This window comes from Yoonia sp. D2-7, assembly GCF_055809435.1.
Genome location: NZ_CM147912.1, coordinates 2,136,685 through 2,159,597, shown reverse-complemented (window position 1 = coordinate 2,159,597; position 22,913 = coordinate 2,136,685). Strand labels below are relative to the sequence as shown.

Genomic DNA, 22,913 nt, shown 5'->3' with positions numbered 1-22,913 from the left:
TGCCAAAATCATTTTGCAAAAATGTAAGGATGCATGGTGCAGAACTGGGATGATCTAAGGGTATTCTTGGCGGTCGCGCGGGCGGCGGGCCTGTCAGGTGCAGCGCCTATCTTAAAGATGGATCCGGCAACCGTTGGTCGGCGTGTCGCGCGATTGGAATTGGCTGTGGGCGCACCCTTGTTTGTGAAATCGCCGCAAGGTTATGCGCTGACTGACCTTGGGCAGCGGATGCGCGATAGAGCCACGGAAGCAGAAGAAGCGTTAGCTTTAGCGCTGGATGAAGGGCAGGGCGGGACGCGCGGCCTGACAGGGCAGATCAGGATCGGGTCGCCTGATGGCGTTGCGAATTACGTGCTGCCGCAGGTCGTCGCCAAGATACAGGCGGAGAACCCCGGTCTAGAGGTGCAGATACTCGCCTTGCCGCGCGTCGTGAACCTATCGCAACGCGAAGCTGATATGGCCGTCACGGTCAGTCCGCCTGCCGCACAGCGTCTGACGGTTGAACCGATCACCGATTACAAACTGCATCTGGCCCAGCGGGCGGACGCACCGCAGATTACGGAATTGTCCGATCTGACGGGACGGCGGATCGTTGGGTACATTCCGGATATGATTTTCGACAAAGAATTGGACTACTTAGGTGAAATAGGCACGCGGTCTGTGGCGATGGCGTCGAATTCCGTTGCGGTCCAAGTACAGATGTTGCGCCACGGTGGTGTCGGTTTCGTCCACGATTTTGCGCTTCATGCGGCCCCCGAACTGCGGCGGGTCCTGACGGATCAGGTCAGTTTGCGCCGTACGTTGTATCTGGTCCGCCACCGATCCGACCGCCAATCAGAGCGCCTGTCGCGCTTTGCAGAAGCGCTGAGTGCGGGCATGTCAGCCGAAGTAACCCGCCTAGAGGCGGCTGTAGACTTGACAGGATAGCCGCATGTGCGCGACGCTAAACTTACGGAATACAAGCGGAGGGCGAAATCATGTTGGTCAGTAAGATATTGGAAACAAAGCCGGAAGGCGGCGTGATATCGGTGAAACCTGATGTGACCGTCGGTGATGCTGCCAAAGTTCTGTCTCAAAAGAAGATTGGTACGCTGGTTGTGTCATCTGATGGTGCAGCCCTCGATGGTATCTTGTCAGAACGCGACATCGTGCGCGCTTTGGGCGCAAACGGAACCGACTGTTTGACGGAAAACGTCAGTGAATTGATGACCGCCAAGATCGTCACATGTTCACCAACGGACCAAGCCGATTTCGTTCTTGGCAAGATGACCGAAGGACGGTTCCGGCACATGCCTGTCATGGATGGCAACAAGATGATCGGGTTGATCTCGATCGGTGACGTTGTCAAAGCGCGTCTTGCGGAACTGTCGATGGAGAAGGACGCGCTGCAGGGCATGATCATGGGTCACTAGTAGACCAATCGTTTGATCTGTGTTTTTCGGTTGCAATCCACCGCGCAATAATGTTGCGTGCGGCCAAGACTTACGAAAGGTTTCGCCATGCGCACTGGTCTCTATCCCGGCACGTTTGATCCGGTCACTCATGGCCATACCGACATTATCCGCAGGGCGTGTACGCTTGTTGATCGCTTGGTCATCGGCGTTGCAATCAACCGCGATAAAGGCCCGCTTTTTACGCTGGAAGAACGCGTGGCGATGGTCGAAGCGGAATGTGTCCCGCTTGGTCAAAATGTGGGCTGCGAAATCGTGGTGCATCCGTTTGAAAACCTGTTGATCGATTGCGCCCGCGATGTGGGCGCGTCGGTCATCGTGCGCGGTTTGCGGGCGGTGGCTGATTTTGAATACGAATATCAGATGGTCGGCATGAACCGCGCCATGGATAATTCAATCGAAACGGTGTTCTTGATGGCGGATGCCAAGAACCAAGCGATTGCGTCCAAACTGGTCAAAGAAATCGCACGTCTTGACGGGGATGTGACCAAGTTTGTACCGCCTGCCGTCAATGATCAATTGCTGGCAAAACTGGGCAAGTAAGCTTTCCTGACAGGGAAGGCGTGTAATTTGGTTAGTTAATGTCTGCGGTTGACCCAACCGCTTCCATATCTTGTTCAAGTACGAATCTTGATTGAATGCACCAATTTCCTGGACTAACGCCCACACAATTGGCCCGTCAGCGGGTTGATGGTGCGAATAATCATTAGAATTCTGGGATCCCGACGCCGTTGTATGCGTCTGGTTTCGTTATTTTTGGCGTAAAATGATCGACAAATACCGATTTGATCAGTGCAGAACTAACCTTTTGGATATTTCCTGCACCATTGCAGACAAAACTATACAGATTTTGGTCTGACGTGGCGTCACAAATTGCTCCATGGTTAATGCAACAACGAAACTGGAGGAAATAACATGCTACTCGCAATGAAAGCTCGCGCAGGCCGTATTATCGCACTAGAGGCACTCGCAAAGTCCCGGGCTGAAGGCACAGCACGCGCCGCCGCTAAGACTGCAACTTTTAGAAGCGTTCGTCCACTGCTTCTGCAGAAACGCATCAACAACGTCGTCGCTTTCAATGACAGAAGCACAGAGCGCCGTCGTCCAATGCCAATGAAAACCGTCTCATACGCTTAAGTCCGCGCAAGATTGCCGAAGTATTCGGCAATCGTACAGACGTCCCAGTCCCACGCACAATAGAAACACGAAAGCCGCCCCTCGTAAGGCGCGGCTGGTGTTCATTCAAGGCCATGTGGGCCCGCAGGTTTACCCGTAGATCGCTTTGCTTGCGATCTTCGCGGCGTCTTCGCGGAACAGACCAAGGTCCATCGCTGTTTGGGCAGACATGCTTTCCAACTCGTATTTGGTCTTTGCATATGTCGCGCGTTTTTGAAGTGTGTCGCGGACGAAGTTCAGTACAGTCATAGCGTTCTCCTTCAGATTATCGCTTTGTAACGTCAGGCTTTTCTCCTGCCTGCCCTCAATATGGGTCGTGCTGCGCTGCAGCACAACTGACCGTTAGCGATAACCGAATTGCGCAAAACGCATGGCTTGCGTCACAAAATATAAGGGCCGCCCTGATAACAGGACGGCCCTTTCATTTGTGCTGAAGGCTTAGGCCTTACAGAAATTTGCCCATCGCAACGGCTGTATCGCTCATCCGGTTGGAGAAGCCCCATTCGTTGTCGTACCACGTCAGGATACGCACCATGTTGCCGTCCAGAACCTTAGTTTGGTCGAGGTGGAAGATGGAAGACCGTGGGTCGTGGTTAAAGTCGGTGCTGACATTTGGCAGGTCCGTGTAACCCAGAATGCCTTTCAGCGGTCCAGCGTCTGCAGCTGCGATGATCGCGTTGTTGACTTCTTCAACGGTTGTCGCGCGGGACGCTTCAAATGTCAGGTCAACAACAGACACGTTTGGTGTTGGAACGCGGATCGCAACACCGTCAAGGATGCCGTTCAATTCTGGCAGAACCAGACCAACCGCTTTCGCTGCGCCAGTGGATGTCGGGATCATGGACAGGGCTGCGGCGCGTGCGCGGTACAGGTCCTTGTGCATGGTGTCCAACGTCGGCTGGTCGCCGGTGTAGCTGTGGATCGTCGTCATGAAACCTTTGGTGATCCCGACAGCGTCGTTCAGAACCTTGGCAACAGGGGACAGGCAGTTTGTTGTGCAAGATGCGTTAGACACAACGATGTCGTCTGCAGTCAATGCGCCATCGTTCACGCCGAACACAATAGTTTTGTCTGCGTCTTTACCTGGTGCAGAAATCAGCACGCGCTTGGACCCGTTATCAAGGTGTGCTTGGCAGGCTTCTTTGGATGTGAAGATACCTGTGCATTCCAGAACCACGTCGACGTCAGACCATGGCAGGTCCGCTGGGTTGCGGATCGCTGTGACTTTCATCGGGCCGCGGCCCACATCGATAGAGTCTTCTGTGGTGGTCACAGTTGCAGGGAACTTGCCATGCACAGAATCGAACCGCAGCAGGTGTGCGTTTGTTTCAACAGGACCAAGGTCGTTGATTGCAATAACTTCGATGTCTGTGCGACCGGATTCAATGATGGCCCGCAATACGTTCCGTCCGATACGTCCGAAACCGTTAATCGCTACTTTGACTGCCATGGGGAGGTTCTCCAAAGATGTGAATGCGGGCATGCCCGCTGTTGGCGCTAACATTGCGATTTATGTCGAAAGGTCAACCGCAGATTAGGTTTCGTGATGGCCTGCAGGCCTAAAATCACAGGGCGCGCGGATTTATGACCTCTGATGACGGCCGTTTGGCTTACCACATGTGGGTGCGCCGCTTTTGCCAGATAAGATGGGGCTCGGTTTCTGCGGGCAGTCTGCTTAACGCCAAAACGCCATGAATTTCACAGCACCCACGATCTTGCGCAGAACAACAGTCATAGCATCCAAATGGAATACAAAATGATCCAGTAGAAAGAAACCGACGATAAAGATCGCAAGCCCGATGGCAATTTGATTGGTCATGCGTGTGACCTTACCCTCATGATCTTAATTTGTGGATAGGGCTTCGATTGCAATCACGGTCGTTGGGGCACCGACACCGTTCACGATCCCCGTGGCATTGCCTGTTCCGGCGGTGATGCCAAGGATCGGTGATCCTTTAAAGCTGCCTTCAAGATCACCATTCACGATCATGGTGGTTGTGTCGCCGGTCAATGTCCCGCTGGCGGTCATTTCGACAGAATTCTGGCGATTCCCCCTAATGGAGCCGTTGCTGACGCGCAAATCGCCGTCCAGTGTTTCAACCGGGTCAAGATTGCCATCCAGCAGAACAAATTGCCCGTTATCGGCCGTCAGGGTGTTTTCCAAGAAATCGACAGAAATCGTGGTTTCCGAGCTAGCGGTATAATTCACGGCAGGGGCGCCTGTGGTTGTCGCGAGAATGATACCTTCGAATGTGCCAGAACCGGATGTGGGCACGGCGTTGAAGGTGGAATTGCTGCGGCTTCCAATCGATGCGTCCTCGAGGATCGCGAGCTGGTCAGCAAGATCGCCAAAGGCCGGATCAAGATTGCTCAGATCATTCCCGCTGTCTGCGACGCTGTCGACTGCAGTGGGTGTTTGCGAACCGCGCGTATATTCTTCGAATTCAGCACGGGTGACGGATTCACCGTTAATTTCAAAGGTGCTGGTCTCCGAAGAACAAGCGGAAATGGCAAGAACAGAAAGAATAGCAAAATAGCGCATGGTCACATCCAAAATAATTTGGATGCGCCATTTCATGTAACTACGGCGCATTAAAGGCAATTTTTTCGAAAATGCCAAACTGTGGTTTAGTGCATCCGGCCCATGGCAGCCGCGACATCGGCCATCCGTGCCGAAAAACCCCATTCGTTATCGTACCACGCCAGCACGCGCACGGTCTTGCCGCCCACGACTTTGGTCTGATCTGGCGCGAAGATGCAGCTTTGTGTGGTATGGTTAAAGTCGATGCTGACTTTGGCTTCGTCGTCATAAGACATGACCATGCCCATATAACCACCAGCCGCTTCAGCCATAATCGCGTTAACGTCTTCGACGCTGACGGATTTGCCCGCTTCAAACGTCAGATCAACCGCCGATACGTTCGGGGTAGGAACCCGCATGGCCGTGCCGTCGAGTTTGCCTTCGAGTTCGGGCAAGACTTCGCTCAGGGCCTTGGCGGCACCCGTGGACGTGGGGATCATCGCCATGGCGGCAGCGCGGGCGCGGTATAGGTCTGAATGGCGGCGGTCCAGTGTTGGCTGATCGCCTGTGTAGCTGTGGATCGTGGTCATGATACCGCGTTCGATCCCGATTTCGTCGTTCAGTACTTTGGCAAGTGGGGCAAGGCAGTTCGTGGTGCAGGATCCGTTCGACACCATGCGATCATTGGCAAGCAATTGGCGGTGGTTCACACCGTAGACGACGGTGCGTTCGACGTTTTTGGCAGGGGCAGAAATCAGGACCTTCTTTGCGCCTTGACGCAGGTGAACGTCTGCCTTCTGTCCGTCGTTGAATTTGCCGGTGCATTCCAGAACGACATCGCAACCGGACCAATCAAGGGTTTCCGGATCGTAGGACGACATCACATCAATAGGGCCGCGGCCCAGATCAATTGTTTGATCTTTGACTTTGACTGGGCTGCCAAAACGGCCATGCACGCTGTCATATTTCAAAAGGTGGGCATTTGTCTCAATCGGGCCAGTCGCATTGATGCGGACGACCTGAACGTCGTTGCGTGCGGCCTCTGTGATGTGTGCCAAAGTACAGCGCCCGATGCGCCCAAATCCGTTGATACCAATCGTGACAGTCATGACCCAAACCTTTCCAAAAGTTGGGTCTGCTATAACTTGTATGCAGATGTTCACAAAGATCAAAGTCGTGATAAATCAGCATGTTAACGGTAACGGTTGGCGCTATCATTGGCGATGTAGGGACGTTAACGCTAACGGATTGCGCTATCGTAACGCGGCGCGCCGCGAATCGTGCGGATTGGTTAAACGCCGCTGCGTTGGGTCAGGGTCGCAACCGTATACCGTTGGCGGACCTGGTTTTCGTTGCGGGGCACAAAGCCCGGATCGCGGATCACACATCCAAGGCCGCAGACCTGAGACGCATCGCGATTGGCGTTTGAGACCCGCCAAACCCGGCCACCCGGTGTCGAGACGTAACCATCGACGCCAAGTTGGAAATCAGACAACAGATCAGTCGTTGACGGCACTTCGTTATCGTACTGTGGACCATAAGCGCCGTGCGTGTGGTAGGATGCGACTATGTTGTCGCGCCGTTGTGGCACTGGCATGTTGCAGCTCGCAAAGGTGCCGCGCCGTGGTGCAGTCGCCTGTAATTGACCTGCGCTATCACGGAAGAAAAAGCCGCAGAATTCGCGACGTTCTCGGATTGATTGGGTCTGGATGCTGTTCAGGAAGGACCGCGCAAAATCATCAATGCTGGCCTGTTCCGCAGGCGGTGGCGCAAAAGACGTCGGTTGCGGCTGAATTGCTTTGGGGATGATAGCTGGTCGTTTGCTGATCGTTTCGATTGGGGCCGCACATGCACTGACGGTCACAAGTGCAAGAAGCGCGATTGTCAAACGATGCATAAAGTGACCTTAACTATCTGTGGGGACAGACGGGCAGGGATGTCCTGCCCGCCTGTATATAAAGATTTAAAGCAGGTCTTTGACCGCCTTGGCAACGTCCGCTGCCGTGATGCCGAACTTTTCGAACAAAGTTTCAGCAGGTGCAGAGGCTCCGAAGCCAGTCATACCAACAAATGCGGCTTTCTTGTGGTTACCACGTTCGCCAAGCAACCATTGATCCCAGCCTTGCTGTACGCCAGCTTCAACGGCGACCCGAACCGGACCCGCTGGTAGTACGCGCTTGCGGTAGCTTTCGTCTTGTTGCGCAAACAGTTCCATACACGGCATGGACACGACGCGTGCGCCGATGCCTTCAGCTTCGAGCAGGTCTTTTGCGGCCAATGCCACTTCGACTTCAGACCCGGACGCCATGATGATGGCTTTGCGCTTGTTCTCAGCCTCTGCCAGAACGTAGCCGCCCTGCGCAGACAGGTTCTTTGTCTTGTGGCTCGTGCGGACTGTTGGCAGGTTCTGACGGGACAGGCACAGCACGTGTGGTGTGCTTTGTGATGTCAGCGCCATTTCCCACGCCTCAGCCGTTTCCACCGTATCCGCAGGACGGAAAACGTTGGTGTTTGGCGTCGCACGCATCATCGCGAGGTGCTCAACCGGCTGGTGGGTAGGACCATCTTCGCCCAGACCGATGGAATCGTGCGTCATGACGTATGTGACTGGCACGCCCATCAGGGCAGACAGACGCATGGACCCACGCGCGTAGTCGGTGAAGCACATGAACGTACCGCCATATGGCTTGGCACCGCCGTGCAGCGCCATGCCGTTCATCGCGGCCGCCATGCCGTGTTCACGCACACCGTAGTAAACGTAACGGCCTTTGCGGTTAGTCGGGTGGAAAACGCCCATGTCGGCTGTTTTGGTGTTGTTAGACCCTGTGAGGTCAGCAGAACCACCAATGGTTTCCGGCATGATCGCGTTGATCACTTCCAATGTCTTCTCGGACGACTTCCGAGTTGCCATCTTTGGCGCACCTTCGGTCGTCTGCTTTTTGAACGCACGGATCACAGCGGACAGCTTGGCTGGCGCTTCACCAGCGTACTGACGTTTGAATTCCGCCTGCTTTGTGCCGGACAGTTTGTCGAAGCGGGCTTGCCAGTCGGCGTGCGCCGCTTGACCGCGTGTCGCCATGTCTTCCCAGCCTTTTTTGATGTCCGCAGGGACTTCAAACGGGCCGGTTGTCCAACCGTATGCGGCTTTCGCGTCAGCCATCTGCTGCGCGTCAGTCAAAGCGCCGTGGCCTTTGGACGTGTCTTGTGCGGCGTGACCCAGCGCGATGTGGGTCTTGCAGGCGATCATGGATGGACGCGGATCTTTCTTCGCTTCGATAATCGCAGCATCAATCGCCTTTGGATCGTGGCCGTCAATTTCCAGAACATGCCAACCTGACGCCGCAAAACGCTGTGGCTGGTTGGTTTTGTCAGCAATATCAACAGTGCCATCGATGGTGATGTTGTTGTTGTCCCAGAATACGATCAGGTGGGACAGTTCTTGCATACCAGCAAGAGACAGCGCTTCCTGAGATACGCCTTCCATCAAGCAACCATCGCCCGCAATCACGTAAGTGAAGTGGTTGACGATGTTCTTGCCCCATGTGGCACGCTGGATTTCTTCGGCGATTGCGAAACCGACCGAATTGGCAATGCCTTGGCCCAATGGACCTGTTGTGGTCTCAATGCCGCGTGCATGGCCGTATTCAGGGTGGCCAGCAGTCTTTGCGCCCCACTGACGGAAATCCTTAATTTCCTGAAGCGTGATGTCTTCGTAGCCAGTCAGGTACATCAAAGAATACAGCAACATGGATCCGTGACCTGCAGACAGGATGAACCGGTCACGGTCCGCCCAGTCAGGTGCTTTTGGGTCAAAGTTCAGGTGGTTTTGGTACAAAACCGTTGCAACATCAGCCATGCCAATCGGCATGCCAGAGTGGCCAGAGTTCGCGGCGGCAACTGCATCGAGTGTCAGCGCGCGAATGGCGGCTGCTTTCATCCAGTGGTCAGGGTTTGCTTCACGCAGGGCTGCAATATCCAAGGGAAAGGTCCTATCGGGCTAAATTTGGCGTTGGAGGTGTCATATCAGGGCGGTGCCTAAGATCAAGCACGCAACATAAGTGTTTGGCATGGTTGGACTACGCCATCATGTTGCGCATTTGCGGGTGCGCTGTTGTTGGCTTAGGCTTTGCTTAATGTTCCGCGATTCGCGGGTTTGATGGTACGAGAGGACGACGCATGACAGACGTCACGCAGTTAGAGCAGCGGATTTCCGTCGCAATGGACCGGATTGAACGCGGTTTAGGGGCGATGGCCGAACAGGCACCGGCGGATGATGCATCCGCCGCAGACGCAGGCGCGCTTGAAACCCAATTGGAAGAAGAACGCTTCGCCAACGCCCAGCTCGAAGAGCGGGTGAAAGCGCTGAAAGACCGTCAAGATACGAAGATCAAAGAACTTGAAACGCGAGTTTCCGCTCAGCGTGACCAGATGGCTGCATTGGATACGGAACTGCAACGTCTGCGGGCTTCCAGCGCGGATATGCGCGAAGTGAACGCACAGTTGCGTGCCGCCGCTAGCGAAGGCGTCGCCGAACCAGAATTGATCAATCGTGCAATGATGGCCGAAGTCGAAGCGCTATCAGCGCAGCGCGCGTCGGAATCAGCCGAAGTTGATGCGATCCTGAAAGAACTCAAACCCCTGATCGAGGAGGCCTGATATGCCACATGTCGAGATTGCCATTGGTGGGCGGACGTTTGAAGTGGCTTGTCAGGAAGGCGAAGAACATTTCTTGCAGTCGGCCGCAGCAATGCTGAACGAAGAAGCATCCCACATGTCCGCGCAAATCGGTCGGATGCCGGAAGCAAAGATGCTGCTGATGTCGGGCCTGATGTTGGCGGACAAAACCGCAGGACTGGAAGAAAAGGTCAAAGAAGCGGAAACGCGAATGGCGCAGCTGCAAGCGCGGATTGATACGCTGGAAGGCCGGCCCACACAGACCGAACGTGTCGAAGTGCCAGTAATCCCAGCCGAAGTCAGTGACGCAATGGCGCAGATCGCGGCACGGGCAGAAGCATTGGCTGCAGAGGTCGAACGGCGCGCGGGTTAATCTGGCTTCGTCAGTAAGCTGCGCATCGCAATGCCAGCATCCACCATCGCACGCAGGTGGCCGGGCTGACCGGGTGCCGTTTCCGCACGTACTGACAATACATCACCGTCTAAAACAACGGATGTTTGCGCACTGCGGGGCAGGGCGTCGCGCAATGTCGCAAGCGGTTTGGACGTGTAGATGTCTTGCGCGACGGCCACGCTGGCCTCGTTGGTTAGCAAGATACCTTGCGCTTCACCGATGGTTTTTCTGTCCAATTCAACGCCTTCGGGCAGATCGCCCAAACGTTTTAAGGCTTGGGTCATGGTGCCGGTCACCATTGACGCACCCATACCGTCTGGCGTTTTATTCATGATATCAGCGACATGGGGCGCAAGCGGTGGGGCTACGACAACGGCACCGGTTTTGGTGACGGTATCACGCCAGTTGATCACGGCATCGCCGCTGCGTTTGCGGGCGTAGGTGACATACAGCGCCCAACTTTCCTTCGGATCGGACAACATGATCTGAGCACCTTTCCCGATGCTGGCAGGCAAATCTTGTTGGTCCCACCCTTCTTCCGCGACAATTGCGTCAAGCGTTGAGCTGCTTTTGCGCCGCGTCAGAAGCCAACGCAAAAAGAAAAGCTGCCCAATGAGGACCGCAATGACAACGAATAGAAACTGGGGGCTGTTCATGGGAATATGTCTCGTGGAAATCTGGGGCTAAATACGTTCAGTTTACGCATCACCTAACACATGTCACGACCGCAAATACAAAAAGCCGCACCTCGGGAGGCGCGGCTTTCCGTTTGGTTCTTTAACAGTGCTTAGGCGTTTGCTTCGCGAATTTTGTCTGCAGCGTCTTTGTCAAAGGTCACAGCGTTTTCAGCAAACAACGTGTCCAATTCGCCGGACAGGGTCATCTCGGTGACAATATCGCAGCCGCCAACAAATTCACCTTTGACGTAAAGCTGTGGAACGGTCGGCCATTCGGAATAATCTTTGATGCCCTGACGCATGTCTTCATCGGCGAGCACGTTCACATCGGCAAAATCAACGCCCATGAAGTTCAGAACACCCGCAACGCGGGACGAAAACCCGCATTGTGGCATGGATTTTGTGCCCTTCATGAAAAGGACAACGTCGTTGGATGTGACGGTTTCTTTGATTTGGTCTGCGATTGTCATAGTAACGTCCTTGGTTTCTGGCCGCGAATTTTCGTGAAATTGCAATCAATTCTCGCGAAATGCGGGGTCTATTCGGGGGCCTTCGTGGTCAACGCAAGCGCGTGGAGTTCGCCGTTGCTGCCGTCCATTTTGCCTTTAAGCGCTGCGTAAACGGCCCGTTGTTGTTGCACACGGTTTTTGCCACGAAAGCTTTCGTCGATGACTTCGGCCGCGAAATGCGCCCCGTCGTCGCCTTGCACCGTGATTTTGGCCTCAGGAAAGCTGTCGCGGATCAGGGTTTCGATGTCGTGGGCGGTGATCATGGTGCGTCCTTTTGGGCTGTTGTGCCTAACGTATGAAGTGTTCCGCCGGTCGGCAAGGGCAGGTGCCTCCGGCGGAGATATTTATGACCAAAAGAAACGGGGCGTTACGCCACTGCCGCGGCAAAAGCGCTGCGGAATGTGACGGTCAACGCGGCCAATGGTGCGGATGCCGTACCAAACGTCACGTTTGTTCCAGACGCCGTGCCGATCTGCGTAAGCGGGATGTCGGCTGTTTTCGCCGCTGCCGCCAATGAGGTTGCTTGTGCCGGTGTACACGCAATCAGGTAACGCGCTTGGTCTTCCCCGAACAGCGTTGCCGTGTCTGAAAGCGTCACAGCAATGCCGACACCCGCCGCTTCTGCCAATTCAAATGCTGCCAACGCCAGCCCACCGTCGGACAAGTCTGTGCAACACGGGATGTTGGCGTGGTTGGCGCGAATGAAGTCGCCGTGCAGCTTTTCTTCCGCCAGATCGACCGCCGGTGCATCGCCTTCGACGCGGCCAAAAGCTTCGGCTAACAGTGCAGATTGCCCAAGGTGACCCGATGTTGTGCCGACCATCACCAAAACGTCGCCGTCCTGCATGGTGCCCGTGATCGCAAGATCAGGCGTCGCGATCAAACCAACAGCGCCGATTGTCGGCGTTGGCAAAATACCTGCGCCATCGGTTTCGTTGTAAAGGGATACGTTGCCGGACACGATTGGCATGTCGAGCGCGGAAACCGCTTCGCCGATACCTTTGATGGCCCCAACGAATTGGCCCATGATTTCAGGCTTTTCAGGGTTGCCGAAGTTCATGTTGTCGGTCGTCGCAAGCGGCGTCGCGCCCACAGATGTAAGGTTCCGGTACGCTTCTGCCACCGCTTGTTTGCCGCCCTCAACAGGGTTGGCCTTGACGTAGCGCGGGGTCACGTCAGAGGTGAAGGCGATGGATTTTGGCGTGCCGTGCACGCGGACGATGCCGGACCCTGCACCTGGCGTGCGGGATGTATCGCCCATGACCTGCTGGTCGTATTGTTCATAAACCCACTGCTTGCCCGCGTAGTTCGGGCTGGAAATCAGCGCTGTCAGGCCTTCGATAGGGTCGATCGTCAAGGCTTCATTGAAAGGCGTCGCCGCAGGTGTTTCCACCCAAGGACGGTCGTATTCTGGGGCAGAGCCGGACAAGGTAGCCAGCGGCAAGTCGGCTTTAACTTCACCGTTATGCAAGATCAGGAACCGGTCTTCGGCGATGGTTTCCCCGACGATAGCGAAATCCAAATCCCATTTGGTGAACACTGCACGCGCTTCGGTTTCGAGTTCCGGTTTCAGAACCATCAGCATACGTTCTTGGGATTCCGACAGCATCATTTCGTAGGCTGTCATGTTTTCTTCGCGCTGTGGCACATCTTCGAGGTTCAGCTTGACGCCCAAGCCGCCTTTGTCGCCCATTTCCACAGCAGAACATGTCAGGCCAGCGGCCCCCATGTCTTGGATCGAGATCACAGCGCCAGTTGCCATCAATTCAAGCGTGGCTTCCATCAGGCGTTTTTCAGTGAACGGGTCACCGACCTGAACGGTTGGGCGCTTTTCTTCGATCGTGTCGTCGAATTCAGCGGATGCCATTGTCGCTCCGCCAACCCCGTCACGACCTGTTTTCGCACCAAGGTACACAACAGGCATGCCGACACCGGATGCAGCAGAATAGAAGATCTTGTCAGTATCCGCGAGGCCAGCGGCAAACGCATTCACAAGGCAGTTGCCATTATAAGACGGATCGAACCGGACTTCGCCGCCAACCGCAGGTACACCAAAACAGTTGCCGTAGCCGCCAACGCCCGCCACTACACCGTTGACCAGCGTGCGTGTTTTAGGGTGATCAGGCATCCCGAAGGACAGGGAATTCATCGCGGCAATCGGACGGGCACCCATTGTGAATACGTCCCGCAGAATACCACCGACGCCAGTCGCAGCACCTTGGTAGGGTTCAATGTACGACGGGTGGTTGTGGCTTTCCATTTTGAAGACCACACATTGACCATCGCCGATGTCGACAATGCCAGCGTTTTCGCCCGGTCCGCAGATCACTTGTGGACCTTCGGTTGGTAGGGTCCGCAGCCATTTCTTAGAAGACTTGTATGAACAATGCTCATTCCACATTGCCGAAAAGATACCGAGTTCTGTGAATGTCGGTTCGCGGCCGATGATTTCAAGAATACGGTCATATTCGCTAGGCGACAGCCCGTGTGATGCGATCAATTCGGATGTGATGGCTGGTTCGGTCATGTGGCAGTCCCCTGAGCTTTCGCGGCCTTTTAGACTGGCTTTGCTGGGGGGGGAAGTGCGAGAGGCGCTGTGCGCTGTGTTTTTGGTCAAAAACCTGTATCAGTGGATCGTTTTTGTGCAGGTGAAGCGGCGTTGCTGCGCTTTGGGCAAAAAAAATGCCGGGCGCAAGGCCCGGCAAGTCCAACAGGGAGGTGAAGGAGACGAGCGCAAGAGCATCGTCGCCTTCGACACTTGACTTAGGAGCGGTATCTTCACCGATCAAGAAAATAATGCATACACAATCGCATGTCCGCTATGCATCAGATGCATAGCTTCGTGCTTGAGTTGCCCATTTTTTGGCTTAACAAATTGCGATTCAAGCACTTTTGGATAAATTGTGCTTTCTGTTAATCCGTTATTCGGCTTTTGCCGCATCCCGAATTTTCCGTCGGTGATCCATGATTTCGTCCTGAACGAAGTCCCGAAATGCGCTAATCCGCTTGGATTGGCGCAATTCTTCAGGGTAGGCGAGGAAAACCGGGACTTCACCCGACTCAAGTTCAGGCAGGACGCGGATCAGGTCAGGAAAGTCTTCGACAAGGTAATCCGGCAAAACCCCGATCCCGAGGTTGTTGATCACACCTTGTAGTACACCGAAGTAGTTGTTCACGGTGAACAGGCTCGGGACATCATAGCTCATCAGATGCTGGACAAGTGTCGATCCGGCGCTGACCTGCGCGGATGACAGAGACTGGCAAATCAGGCGGTGGTTGCCGATTTCCTCGATGTCCGTCACCGCACCATGTTGATCAAGGTATGTCTGGGACGCGTAAAGGCGCATCCGCACGGACATCAAACGTTTGCGGATCAGATCGGCCTGTGACGGCTCTTTCATGCGGATGGCAACGTCGGCTTCGCGCATGGGCAGGTCCAACACCCGTTCTTCGAGCATCAGGTCGATTTTCAGGTCCGGATATTGTTCGTAGAGTTTCGGCAGACGCGGCGCCAACCACAGCGTGCCGAAGCCTGTTGTTGTCGTCACGCGCAATTCGCCGAACACTTCTTCTTCGGAATCGCGAATGCGCGCGGATGCCGCTTCCAGACGTTTGTTCATGGATTTTGTTGCGTCAAACAGCAACTCACCCTGTTCGGTAAGAATCAGTCCGCGTGCGTGACGGTGAAAAAGGGTGGTGTTCAGGCTCTCTTCAAGCGCGCGCACCTGCCGCGATACCGCAGACTGCGACAAATGCAGTGTATCACCCGCATGTGTAAGTGACCCAGCGTCAGCCACTGCGTGAAATATTCTTAGCTTGTCCCAGTCCATATCTTCTTCCTGCGGCTGCGCGCCCGTGCTTGTTTGTATTATCCTTACGCTAACACGTTCTTAAGGTGCAATTGCGCATTACGGGGAACTTTTTGCTTTGTAGGTCAGAAAGTATGACCTATTGTGGGGGTGTTATCCTATCGGGGAGGTGCAGATGACACAGGGCCGCATTACACTCAATGATCGTTACGATTTAACCAAGCGTCAGGTGCTGCTGAATGGCACCCAGGCCCTTGTTCGCTTAATGCTAATGCAAAAAGCGCGTGACAAAGATGCTGGGCTGAATACAGCCGGTTATGTCACTGGCTACCGCGGTTCGCCGCTGGGTGCTGTGGATATGCAGATGACCCGCGCCAGCAAAGTCTTGGACGCGGCGGATGTTAAATTTCAACTCGGTCTAAACGAAGATCTCGCCGCAACCGCCCTTTGGGGATCACAACAGGCCGAACTGCGCGGTGAAGGCAAATTCGACGGTGTTTTCGGTCTCTGGTACGGCAAAGGCCCTGGTGTTGACCGATCTGGCGATGTGATGCGCCACGCCAATATGGCCGGATCGTCGCCGCATGGCGGTGTGATCATGGCGATGGGCGATGACCACACGGGCGAAAGTTCGACAACATTGCACCAAAGCGATTGGGCAATGCTGGACGCCTATATGCCGATTGTCAGCCCTGCGGGTGTGCAGGAAATCCTTGATTACGGTGTCTACGCATGGGGGCTCAGCCGGTTTGCGGGTGTATGGGTCGGCCTGAAAACGATGAAAGACACGATCGAGGTCACATCTGTTGTCGATGGTGATCCGGACCGCGTGAAGCTGGTCGAACCTGATTTTGATATGCCTGACGGTGGCCTGAACATCCGTCTGGTCGATACCCCGCAGTTGCAAGAAGCGCGGATGATCGACCACAAACGGTTCGCGGCCGAAGCGTACAGCCGCGCCAACAAAATGGACCAACGCAAGCTCGGCAAAGCAGGGGCCAAAATCGGTTTTGTCGCGGCTGGTAAGAACTATCTCGATCTGGTCCACGCACTGAACTTGTTGGGCGTAGATGAAGCAGAGGCCGAACGTCTCGGCATCACCGTCTATAAAGTCGGGCAGGTTTGGCCGCTGGACATGCAAAGTTTCCACGACTTTGCCGAAGGTCTCGATCTGATTGTTGTTGTCGAAGAAAAACGCAAACTGATCGAAGTGCAGGTCAAAGAAGCGATCTTTGACGACCGCCAAGGCCGCCGCGTTTACGGCTGGCACAAAGGCGATGAACATTCCGAAGGCCGCCGTGAAGAGGTGTTCCCAACAAAGGCCGATCTGAACCCGATCTGGATTGCTGAAAAGATTGGCGGCATTCTGGTCGAAGAAGGCTGCGGGTCTTCCGCCGTGACTGGCGGTCTGGCAAAACTTGCGGAAGCCCGCAAAGCCGACAACCAGCCCGAAATCGCGGCACGTCTTCCGTATTTCTGTTCAGGTTGTCCACATAATTCATCGACTAAAGTCCCGGACGGGTCGCGCGCCTACGCGGGCATCGGCTGTCACTACATGGTGCAATGGATGGACCGCGACACCGTTGGGTTCACCCAGATGGGCGGCGAAGGTGCAAACTGGGTCGGCGAGGCGCCGTTCTCGACCACCGACCACGTGTTCCAGAACCTTGGCGACGGGACATACAACCATTCGGGCGTGCAGGCGATCCGCTTTGCACTGATGGCGAACACCAATATCACCTACAAAATCCTCTATAACGACGCGGTCGCGATGACCGGCGGGCAAGGCAATGACGGTGGGCTTACGGCTGATCAAATTTGCCGCGAACTGGTCGCAATGGGCGTGCGCAATGTCGAAGTGGTCTACGACGAAAAGGAAGACGTGGACTTCGCGTATTTCCCGAAAGGTCTGACAATTTCCGAACGGTCCGAATTGCCCGCCGTGCAAGATCGGTTGCGGCAGGTGAAGGGCGTGTCGGCTATTGTCTACATCCAGACATGTGCCGCTGAAAAACGGCGGCGGCGCAAGCGGGGCACATTCCCTGATCCGGACAAGCGGGTGTTCATTAATACGGACGTTTGCGAAGGCTGCGGCGATTGCGGTGTGCAATCGAACTGCGTGTCGATCGTGCCCGTGGAAACCGAACTGGGCCGCAAACGGGCGATTGATCAGTCGTCCTGTAACAAAGACTTTTCCTGCGTGAACGGCTTCTGTCCGTCCTTTGTGACGGTCGAAGGGGCGGTCGTGAAAAAGGCGGCAACGGCAAGCGTTGATTTGCCGGACATGCCTGACCCTGCGCTGCCCGCGATTGATGGCACGCATAATGTCGTCATCACAGGCGTTGGCGGCACAGGCGTCGTGACCATCGGCGCTGTCATGGCGATGGCGGCCCATCTGGACGGCAAAGGTGCTGGCATGATGGAAATGGCAGGTCTCGCGCAAAAGGGCGGTGCGGTGCATATCCATTGTCGCTTGGCCGAAAACCCCGATGATATCGCCGCAATCCGCGTGGCAATCGGCGAAGCACATACGCTGATTGGCGGTGATCTGGTGGTGTCGGCAGGTGCCAAAACGCTGGGGCTGATGAAACAAGGCCAGACCATGGGCGTCGTGAACAGCCATGAAATTATCACAGGCAATTTTACCCGTGACACAGGGTTCAAACTGCCGACGGATCAGCTGAAACTGTCGCTAGAGGCGCGGTTGCAGGATCGCTTGGCGCTGTTTGATGCTTCCGATCTGGCGAAGGCCTTGATGGGCGACAGCATCTTCTCGAACATGATGATCTTCGGCGCGGTCTGGCAGATGGGCGGTATTCCGTTGTCCGGCGACGCGATCCGCGAAGCGATCACGCTTAACGGGGCCGCGGTTGAACGCAACCTGCATGCGTTCGAATTGGGCCGTTGGGCGTATTTGTATCCTGATCAGGCAGAACGGGTTTTGTCGCCAGCGGTTGTCGAAAAGCCCAAAACGCTGGATGAAAAAATCGCATTCCGTGCGGATCATTTGGTCGCCTATCAAGGCAAACGGCTGTCTAAGCGGTATCGCGCTTTAGTCGACGGAATAACCGATCCTGACATGAAGGCAGCGGTGGCTGAAGGCTATCATAAGCTGTTGTCATACAAAGACGAATACGAAGTCGCGCGTCTGCTGCAAGACAGCCACGCCAAAGCGGCGGAAGCGTTTGATGGTGACGTGAAATTGACCTACCATCTTGCCCCGCCGATGCTGACAAAAACCGGTGCAGACGGGCGACCCGTCAAAAAGCAATACGGGGCGCGGATGGCGAAGATGTTCCCGCTTCTCGCCAAAATGAAAGGGCTGCGCGGTACGTGGTTCGACCCATTCGGGCGGACCGATGAGCGGCGGATGGAACGGGCGCTGATCAAGGAATATGAGGCCGACATGGCTGATGTTCTTCGGACGATGCGCCCTGATACCAAAGCGGATGCGATTGCTCTGGCGCGGTTGCCGCTTGATATTCGCGGCTTTGGTCCAGTGAAAGAAGCCAACGCACGCAAAGCCGCCAAAACACGCGAAGTTTTGCTAGCGAACCTGCGTGCAACACCTGCGGCCGTGGCGGCAGAATAGACGCAAAAGGACTTGTCATCGCGGTGTTACGAATTATCGGTAGCACCGCGTAAACTAAGAGGTCCTGTGATGCTGAAACATCAAATCGCGCGCGATATTTCCTATGCGAGTTCGGCCAAAGGACGGGCTGGCAAAGTTCTTATCAGGACGATGGAAAATGCATCTGGCAGGTTGCGGCTGATCCGGCGCGTGCGCGGATATGATCACGACGTCGCACAGGGCGCTGATTTTTGGCAAGTGATTACAAATCGTTACGGCCTGACGCTAGATATCATCGGCGGGTCTCTCGCGAATATCCCGCGCGATAAGCCGGTGATTATTGTGGCCAACCATCCTTACGGCATTTTGGACGGTCTGATGTTGGGCCGCATTCTGTCTGATCGGCGTCAGGGTGATTTCCGCGTTTTGGCGCACCGGATTTTTCGTCGGTCTGCGGACTTGGAAAAGGTGATCCTGCCTGTGTCTTTTGATGAGACCAAAGAGGCCGCTAAACAGAACATGCAAACCCGTAAAGATGCGCTTGATTATCTGGCGCAAGGCGGTGCTATCGGCATTTTCCCGGGGGGCACCGTTTCGACTTCAGCAAAACCTTTCGGCCGCCCCATGGACCCGACATGGCGCAATTTCACGGCCAAGATGATCGCAAAATCGGATGCGGTTGTCGTGCCGATCTATTTCGAAGGACACAACAGCCGGTTGTTTCAATTGGCCAGCCATATCCACAACACGCTTCGCATGGGGCTGCTGATCCGCGAATTCCGTAACAAAATCAACGCGCCTGTACGTGTTGTCATCGGCGAACCGATTCCGCGACCTGAAATCGACGCCCGCAAAAAAGACCCCAACGGCATGATGGATTTCTTGCGTCAGGCCACGTATGCTCTGTCCAAGGACCCGGTCGATCCAACCAGACTGGGCCATGAATTTGAGGCAAAGTATAAGGGGCGGTCAAATGGCAGTCGGGATATTCGATAGTGGTGTAGGGGGCTTAACGGTTCTGGATGCGGTGCAAGAACGCCTTCCGGACGTGCCGTTCGTGTATTTCGGCGATCACGCCCATGCGCCCTACGGCGTGCGCACCGATGACGATATCTACAACCTGACAACACAAGCGGTCGAACGGCTGTGGGATGCTGGCTGCGATCTGGTGATTTTGGCCTGTAACACGGCGTCTGCGGCGGCTTTGCGCCGGATGCAGGAAAGCTGGATCCCCAAAGAGAAACGCGTCTTGGGCGTTTTCGTCCCCTTGATCGAAGCCCTAACAGAACGCCAATGGGGCGATAATTCGCCGCCGCGCGAAGTAGACGTCAAACACGTGGCCTTGTTTGCAACCCCCGCGACGGTACGCAGCCGCGCGTTCCAGCGCGAACTCGCGTTCCGTGCGATTGGTGTGGATGTCGAAGCGCAGGCCTGTGGTGGTGTCGTGGACGCAATCGAAGACGGTGATCTGATCTTGGCGGACGCATTGGTGCGTAGCCATGTAGATGCGCTGACCCGTAAGATGCCAAAACCGGATGCCGCGATTTTGGGCTGCACCCATTATCCTTTGATGGCCGAGACATTTCAGGACGCATTGGGCGAAAACGTCAAAGTGTTCAGCCAAGCGAACCTCGTCGCGGAAAGCCTTGCAGACTACCTTGGGCGACGTCCGGAGATGATCGGGGCGGGAACAGAAAGCCTGTTCTTGACGACTGGTGATCCTAAGCGTGTGTCGCGCAACGCAACACAATTTCTACGCAAAGAAATTACATTTACAGCAGCTTACCCGTAGTCAACGACAGCCAATTACCAAATTCACGCCGCAGTCGTGCCCGAATTGGACGTTAACAAATCGTTAATGGACCAATAATGGATTCGATAAATGCGTTTATTACGATTTTGCGTGGCTGCGTTTCTGGGCACGGCTTCTTTAGGCCAAGCTGCGACCTTAAATGAATCCGATATCGCGGGCGGCTTTGGATCCTCGTTCAATTCCCCAACAGTTATTGGAAGTGACGTCACGACGGTCACTGGCACCGTGTCTGCAGCGGATTTTGATTTTCTGCACTTCACGAGTCTCAGTGCGGGCGCGCAGACGTTGACGTTTAACTTCAACCTCGCAGACCCGAACGGGTTGTCTGGCTTTCAGAATGGTGGCGGGAGCGTTCGCATCAAGGAAACTGCCCCGGGCTGGGCGTATGATGGTAATCCGCTCAATCCGGCGGGGGGCAACGATTTTGATTTGTCCTTTGATCCGTTCAATGTCGCCGGCGCTGTCGTGTCACAAACCTTGTCTTATTCTCTTGGGGCTGGATACGCAGGCGGCGACCTGTACGTCAGCATCCTGCCAACATTCGCAAGCCAAGCGTTTTCCTTTGGCGTAATCGTACCCGGCAATTCGGCGTCAGTTGATCCGTCACCAGTTCCGGTGCCCGCCGCTGGCTTGTTGCTGATCGGTGCGTTGGGCGGCATGGCTGCGTTACGACGTCGCAAGACAGCCCCACTTTTGGCGTGATCGCAGCTGCGTGACTTGCATCTGCCGTGTGTCCGCGCCACATAACGTGGGACCACAGCAATAGGGCAAGCCGGTGACACAAGATCAAGTTACACAAAAAATCGCGATCCTCGGGGCGTCTGGCTACACTGGGGCCGAACTCGTCCGTATCATCGCGACCCATCCGTCGTTCGAGATCGTAGCCCTGTCTGCGGAACGCAAAGCCGGTCAGGCGATGGCCGACGTGTTCCCACATTTGCGTCACATGAATTTGCCGCCCTTGGTGAAACTGGATGAGATCGATTTTGCGGGCATAGACCTCGTGTTCGCGGCACTGCCACACGGGCTGTCCCAGGCACTGGTACGGGACCTGCCCGAGCATGTGAAAGTTGTTGATCTCGGCGCCGATTTCCGGCTGCGCGATCCGGCTGACTACGAAAAATGGTATGGTGCCCCGCATGTGGCCGTTGAGCTGCAAAAGACCGCCGTTTACGGCCTGACCGAATTTTACCGCGACCAAATCAAAGATGCGCGCCTTGTCGCGGGCACCGGCTGTAACGCGGCCACTGTACAATTCGCGCTGCGCCCGTTGATTGCCGCTGGTGTGATTGATCTGGACGACATCATCTGCGATCTCAAGAATGGAATTTCGGGTGCGGGCCGTGCTTCGAAAGAAAACATGTTGTTCACCGAACGTGCGACCGACGTGCAGGGCTATGCCCACGGTGGAAAACACCGTCATCTCGGCGAGTTCGATCAGGAATTCACCGAAATTGCAGGCCGCAAAGTCGAAATTCAATTCACGCCGCATCTTGTCCCACTCAGCCGCGGTATCCTTGCCACGTGCTACGTGAAGGGTGACGGGCAGGCGGTGCACGACGCGCTTGCTGCCGCCTACAAGGATGAACCGTTCGTCGTGGTGCTGCCGTTTGGCCAGCAACCGGGGACGGGGCACGTGATGGGATCGAACTATTGCCATATCGGGGTCAGCCAAGACCGGATTTCAGGGCGCGTGCTCGTGACCTCTGTTCTCGATAACCTGTGCAAAGGGTCGTCAGGGCAGGCTGTTCAGAACGCGAACCTCATGCTGGGTCTTGATGAAACTGCGGGCCTGACAATGGCACCGGTGTTCCCATGAGCGGATTGAAAAGCCTCAAGAAAACCCGCCGCATTCAGGTCATCGGATTGGCCGGTGTCTGTGTGGCAGCGATCCTTGTGATCCTCGCGATGTTGCCCGAAGAATCGTTCCAGTTCTTCCGCTCCCCATCAGAAGTCGCAGAATTGCCTCCGCCGCCGAACGAACTATTCCGGATCGGTGGGTTGATCGTCGAAGGGTCGATTGAAAGCGACGCTGGCGAAACCGTGCGCTTCGACGTGACCGATGGCGGTGCTGTCATTCCGGTCGTGTATACCGGCATCCTGCCCGATCTGTTCGGCGACGGACAAGGCATGGTAGGCCAAGGGCGCTACGTGAACGGCACCTTCGAAGCCGTTGAAATCCTTGCAAGACATGACGAAACTTACATGCCCAAGGAAGTCATCGACGCCCTGAAAGAACAGGGGCAATACGTGGCACCGGACGCTGGTGACGCAACCAATTAACCAATTGCGCTGACCTTTGCCGTAAGCAGGCAGAG

At 55.4% G+C, this 22,913-nt stretch carries 24 protein-coding genes; 12 read left to right on the top strand and 12 right to left on the bottom strand.

The window, feature by feature from the left end:
• Positions 1-36: 36 nt before the first annotated feature.
• From AC0L7R_RS10555 to coaD, 3 genes are all read left to right on the top strand, one after another.
• Entirely contained in the window at positions 37-927 is an 891-nt protein-coding gene (locus AC0L7R_RS10555; protein WP_473660395.1) for a LysR substrate-binding domain-containing protein, read from the top strand.
• Positions 928-977: 50 nt separating this feature from the next.
• Positions 978-1,412 carry a CBS domain-containing protein gene (locus tag AC0L7R_RS10550; protein WP_473656833.1) on the top strand — a complete coding sequence of 145 codons (435 nt, stop codon included), beginning with the start codon at positions 978-980 and terminating at the stop codon, positions 1,410-1,412.
• Positions 1,413-1,499: 87 nt separating this feature from the next.
• The gene (coaD, locus tag AC0L7R_RS10545; protein ID WP_473656831.1) at positions 1,500-1,994 is read left to right on the top strand and encodes a pantetheine-phosphate adenylyltransferase; all 495 of its coding nucleotides are present in this window, start codon (positions 1,500-1,502) and stop codon (positions 1,992-1,994) included.
• Positions 1,995-2,717: 723 nt separating this feature from the next.
• Here the strand turns inward: coaD and AC0L7R_RS10540 are convergent.
• From AC0L7R_RS10540 to tkt, 7 genes are all read right to left on the bottom strand, one after another.
• The gene (locus AC0L7R_RS10540; RefSeq protein WP_348108190.1) at positions 2,718-2,876 is read right to left on the bottom strand and encodes a hypothetical protein; all 159 of its coding nucleotides are present in this window, start codon (positions 2,874-2,876) and stop codon (positions 2,718-2,720) included.
• A 196-nt stretch (positions 2,877-3,072) separates the two neighbouring features.
• The gene (gene gap, locus AC0L7R_RS10535; protein ID WP_348108189.1) at positions 3,073-4,077 is read right to left on the bottom strand and encodes a type I glyceraldehyde-3-phosphate dehydrogenase; all 1,005 of its coding nucleotides are present in this window, start codon (positions 4,075-4,077) and stop codon (positions 3,073-3,075) included.
• 225 nt (positions 4,078-4,302) lie between these two features.
• Positions 4,303-4,446 carry a hypothetical protein gene (locus tag AC0L7R_RS10530; RefSeq protein WP_247126954.1) on the bottom strand — a complete coding sequence of 48 codons (144 nt, stop codon included), beginning with the start codon at positions 4,444-4,446 and terminating at the stop codon, positions 4,303-4,305.
• Between the two features lie 24 nt (positions 4,447-4,470).
• Positions 4,471-5,169, bottom strand: a complete 699-nt coding sequence (locus AC0L7R_RS10525; RefSeq protein ID WP_473656830.1) for a hypothetical protein — start codon at positions 5,167-5,169, stop codon at positions 4,471-4,473.
• A gap of 86 nt (positions 5,170-5,255) precedes the next feature.
• The gene (gene gap / locus AC0L7R_RS10520; protein WP_247126956.1) at positions 5,256-6,257 is read right to left on the bottom strand and encodes a type I glyceraldehyde-3-phosphate dehydrogenase; all 1,002 of its coding nucleotides are present in this window, start codon (positions 6,255-6,257) and stop codon (positions 5,256-5,258) included.
• Between the two features lie 182 nt (positions 6,258-6,439).
• The gene (locus AC0L7R_RS10515; protein ID WP_473656829.1) at positions 6,440-7,045 is read right to left on the bottom strand and encodes a DUF4329 domain-containing protein; all 606 of its coding nucleotides are present in this window, start codon (positions 7,043-7,045) and stop codon (positions 6,440-6,442) included.
• A gap of 66 nt (positions 7,046-7,111) precedes the next feature.
• Entirely contained in the window at positions 7,112-9,127 is a 2,016-nt protein-coding gene (gene tkt / locus AC0L7R_RS10510) for a transketolase (protein ID WP_247126958.1), read from the bottom strand.
• A 197-nt stretch (positions 9,128-9,324) separates the two neighbouring features.
• On the opposite strand from tkt, the gene AC0L7R_RS10505 reads away from it, so the two are divergent.
• Positions 9,325-9,804 carry a hypothetical protein gene (locus AC0L7R_RS10505; RefSeq protein ID WP_473656827.1) on the top strand — a complete coding sequence of 160 codons (480 nt, stop codon included), beginning with the start codon at positions 9,325-9,327 and terminating at the stop codon, positions 9,802-9,804.
• Position 9,805: 1 nt separating this feature from the next.
• The gene (locus tag AC0L7R_RS10500) at positions 9,806-10,195 is read left to right on the top strand and encodes a cell division protein ZapA (protein WP_473656825.1); all 390 of its coding nucleotides are present in this window, start codon (positions 9,806-9,808) and stop codon (positions 10,193-10,195) included.
• On the opposite strand, the gene AC0L7R_RS10495 is transcribed toward AC0L7R_RS10500, so the two are convergent.
• The 4 genes from AC0L7R_RS10495 to purL form a co-directional block, all read right to left on the bottom strand.
• Positions 10,192-10,872 (bottom strand): hypothetical protein, encoded by a 681-nt coding sequence (locus AC0L7R_RS10495; protein ID WP_473656824.1) that lies wholly within the window; start codon positions 10,870-10,872, stop codon positions 10,192-10,194. The genes AC0L7R_RS10500 and AC0L7R_RS10495 overlap by 4 nt on opposite strands.
• A gap of 131 nt (positions 10,873-11,003) precedes the next feature.
• Positions 11,004-11,363: a Grx4 family monothiol glutaredoxin gene (grxD, locus tag AC0L7R_RS10490; protein ID WP_348108182.1), complete on the bottom strand. Its 360-nt coding sequence runs from the start codon at positions 11,361-11,363 to the stop codon at positions 11,004-11,006.
• A gap of 68 nt (positions 11,364-11,431) precedes the next feature.
• Positions 11,432-11,665: a BolA/IbaG family iron-sulfur metabolism protein gene (locus AC0L7R_RS10485; RefSeq protein WP_473656823.1), complete on the bottom strand. Its 234-nt coding sequence runs from the start codon at positions 11,663-11,665 to the stop codon at positions 11,432-11,434.
• Between the two features lie 104 nt (positions 11,666-11,769).
• On the bottom strand, positions 11,770-13,929 hold the full coding sequence (purL, locus tag AC0L7R_RS10480; RefSeq protein ID WP_473656822.1) for a phosphoribosylformylglycinamidine synthase subunit PurL: 2,160 nt from the start codon (positions 13,927-13,929) through the stop codon (positions 11,770-11,772).
• Here purL and AC0L7R_RS10475 point away from each other — a divergent pair.
• Positions 13,913-14,164: a hypothetical protein gene (locus AC0L7R_RS10475; protein ID WP_473656821.1), complete on the top strand. Its 252-nt coding sequence runs from the start codon at positions 13,913-13,915 to the stop codon at positions 14,162-14,164. The genes purL and AC0L7R_RS10475 overlap by 17 nt on opposite strands.
• 159 nt (positions 14,165-14,323) lie before the next feature.
• On the opposite strand, the gene AC0L7R_RS10470 is transcribed toward AC0L7R_RS10475, so the two are convergent.
• Positions 14,324-15,232, bottom strand: coding sequence for a LysR family transcriptional regulator (locus tag AC0L7R_RS10470; protein ID WP_247126966.1), 909 nt, complete (start codon positions 15,230-15,232; stop codon positions 14,324-14,326).
• A gap of 154 nt (positions 15,233-15,386) precedes the next feature.
• On the opposite strand from AC0L7R_RS10470, the gene AC0L7R_RS10465 reads away from it, so the two are divergent.
• The 6 genes from AC0L7R_RS10465 (at position 15,387) to ccmE (ending at position 22,878) form a co-directional block, all read left to right on the top strand.
• Entirely contained in the window at positions 15,387-18,803 is a 3,417-nt protein-coding gene (locus AC0L7R_RS10465; protein WP_473656819.1) for an indolepyruvate ferredoxin oxidoreductase family protein, read from the top strand.
• A gap of 69 nt (positions 18,804-18,872) precedes the next feature.
• Positions 18,873-19,778, top strand: coding sequence for a 1-acyl-sn-glycerol-3-phosphate acyltransferase (locus tag AC0L7R_RS10460; protein WP_473656818.1), 906 nt, complete (start codon positions 18,873-18,875; stop codon positions 19,776-19,778).
• Positions 19,756-20,574 (top strand): glutamate racemase, encoded by an 819-nt coding sequence (gene murI, locus AC0L7R_RS10455; protein WP_247126969.1) that lies wholly within the window; start codon positions 19,756-19,758, stop codon positions 20,572-20,574. Before AC0L7R_RS10460 ends, murI begins: the two co-directional genes overlap by 23 nt.
• A 90-nt stretch (positions 20,575-20,664) precedes the next feature.
• On the top strand, positions 20,665-21,297 hold the full coding sequence (locus AC0L7R_RS10450; protein ID WP_348108176.1) for a VPLPA-CTERM sorting domain-containing protein: 633 nt from the start codon (positions 20,665-20,667) through the stop codon (positions 21,295-21,297).
• Positions 21,298-21,370: 73 nt separating this feature from the next.
• The gene (gene argC / locus AC0L7R_RS10445) at positions 21,371-22,414 is read left to right on the top strand and encodes an N-acetyl-gamma-glutamyl-phosphate reductase (protein WP_473656817.1); all 1,044 of its coding nucleotides are present in this window, start codon (positions 21,371-21,373) and stop codon (positions 22,412-22,414) included.
• Positions 22,411-22,878, top strand: a complete 468-nt coding sequence (gene ccmE, locus AC0L7R_RS10440; RefSeq protein WP_473656815.1) for a cytochrome c maturation protein CcmE — start codon at positions 22,411-22,413, stop codon at positions 22,876-22,878. Before argC ends, ccmE begins: the two co-directional genes overlap by 4 nt.
• The last annotated feature ends 35 nt before the right edge of the window (positions 22,879-22,913 follow it).

Excerpts from the sequence above, each read along its gene's own strand:
- AC0L7R_RS10550 (WP_473656833.1), top strand. The coding sequence starts at position 978 with ATGTTGGTCAGTAAGATATTGGAAACAAAGCCGGAAGGCGGCGTGATA.
- coaD (WP_473656831.1), top strand. The coding sequence starts at position 1,500 with ATGCGCACTGGTCTCTATCCCGGCACGTTTGATCCGGTCACTCATGGC.
- AC0L7R_RS10540 (WP_348108190.1), bottom strand. The coding sequence starts at position 2,876 with ATGACTGTACTGAACTTCGTCCGCGACACACTTCAAAAACGCGCGACA.
- gap (WP_348108189.1), bottom strand. The coding sequence starts at position 4,077 with ATGGCAGTCAAAGTAGCGATTAACGGTTTCGGACGTATCGGACGGAAC.
- AC0L7R_RS10530 (WP_247126954.1), bottom strand. The coding sequence starts at position 4,446 with ATGACCAATCAAATTGCCATCGGGCTTGCGATCTTTATCGTCGGTTTC.
- AC0L7R_RS10525 (WP_473656830.1), bottom strand. The coding sequence starts at position 5,169 with ATGCGCTATTTTGCTATTCTTTCTGTTCTTGCCATTTCCGCTTGTTCT.
- gap (WP_247126956.1), bottom strand. The coding sequence starts at position 6,257 with ATGACTGTCACGATTGGTATCAACGGATTTGGGCGCATCGGGCGCTGT.
- AC0L7R_RS10515 (WP_473656829.1), bottom strand. The coding sequence starts at position 7,045 with ATGCATCGTTTGACAATCGCGCTTCTTGCACTTGTGACCGTCAGTGCA.
- AC0L7R_RS10505 (WP_473656827.1), top strand. The coding sequence starts at position 9,325 with ATGACAGACGTCACGCAGTTAGAGCAGCGGATTTCCGTCGCAATGGAC.
- AC0L7R_RS10500 (WP_473656825.1), top strand. The coding sequence starts at position 9,806 with ATGCCACATGTCGAGATTGCCATTGGTGGGCGGACGTTTGAAGTGGCT.
- AC0L7R_RS10495 (WP_473656824.1), bottom strand. The coding sequence starts at position 10,872 with ATGAACAGCCCCCAGTTTCTATTCGTTGTCATTGCGGTCCTCATTGGG.
- grxD (WP_348108182.1), bottom strand. The coding sequence starts at position 11,363 with ATGACAATCGCAGACCAAATCAAAGAAACCGTCACATCCAACGACGTT.
- AC0L7R_RS10485 (WP_473656823.1), bottom strand. The coding sequence starts at position 11,665 with ATGATCACCGCCCACGACATCGAAACCCTGATCCGCGACAGCTTTCCT.
- AC0L7R_RS10475 (WP_473656821.1), top strand. The coding sequence starts at position 13,913 with ATGGCTGGTTCGGTCATGTGGCAGTCCCCTGAGCTTTCGCGGCCTTTT.
- purL (WP_473656822.1), bottom strand. The coding sequence starts at position 13,929 with ATGACCGAACCAGCCATCACATCCGAATTGATCGCATCACACGGGCTG.
- AC0L7R_RS10470 (WP_247126966.1), bottom strand. The coding sequence starts at position 15,232 with ATGGACTGGGACAAGCTAAGAATATTTCACGCAGTGGCTGACGCTGGG.
- AC0L7R_RS10465 (WP_473656819.1), top strand. The coding sequence starts at position 15,387 with ATGACACAGGGCCGCATTACACTCAATGATCGTTACGATTTAACCAAG.
- AC0L7R_RS10460 (WP_473656818.1), top strand. The coding sequence starts at position 18,873 with ATGCTGAAACATCAAATCGCGCGCGATATTTCCTATGCGAGTTCGGCC.
- murI (WP_247126969.1), top strand. The coding sequence starts at position 19,756 with ATGGCAGTCGGGATATTCGATAGTGGTGTAGGGGGCTTAACGGTTCTG.
- AC0L7R_RS10450 (WP_348108176.1), top strand. The coding sequence starts at position 20,665 with ATGCGTTTATTACGATTTTGCGTGGCTGCGTTTCTGGGCACGGCTTCT.
- ccmE (WP_473656815.1), top strand. The coding sequence starts at position 22,411 with ATGAGCGGATTGAAAAGCCTCAAGAAAACCCGCCGCATTCAGGTCATC.